We start from the raw sequence: 626 nt of genomic DNA on the forward strand, positions 1-626 counted from the left end.
CTTCCACCCACAATACGTACAGCTGGACATAAGCCTTGCATTTCTTTAAGACTTTATATGTCGGCATGTTCATGGCAAACGAGGTGATGTCCCACGACGGCTTATTTATGTAATAGGAATAAAGCAGTTCTGCAGCGTGTTTTGCAGCCTCGTCCAATGTCAGCGATTTCACTGACTCCCGCTCCATTTGATCAAGATACCCTATAATGATCTTTTTTTTCATCTGACGTTTTTCTAGAAGATACAGCAGAAAATCGTCCTTGCTGACAAAATGAACATAAAATGCTCCTTTGCTGTACCCGGCGGCTCTGCTGATATCTTCTACAGAAACCGGATCATACGCTCGGTCAATCAACAAATTCACGCCAGCGTCTATAAAACTTTCAAATGTTGCTTCTCTTTTAATTTGAAATTTGTTTTTTTTCATATTTTTCTCCTGGCGGTAATGATTACCCTTATCTTACACCGGATCAATCTTTAGCGGTATTTATTTCTTTTAGCGGTTACGCTATTCGGTTTCCTAGGGGTCATTTTTAATAGGCTGAATGATTTATTTTCATTTACATACTATCCAGTCAGTATTTAATTGTTTATTATTATAAATAAGGTCCATTGGTTATATTAGT

Annotated in this window: 1 pseudogene; it reads right to left on the reverse strand. The window is 37.7% G+C overall.

Annotation, left to right across the window (positions count from 1 at the left end):
• Positions 1-427 (reverse strand): annotated as a pseudogene (slrC, locus tag ACWHAR_RS28780) (transcriptional regulator SlrC); the annotation flags it as partial.
• Positions 428-626: the final 199 nt, after the last annotated feature.

It is taken from the genome of Bacillus sp. LR--39 (assembly GCF_053613335.1).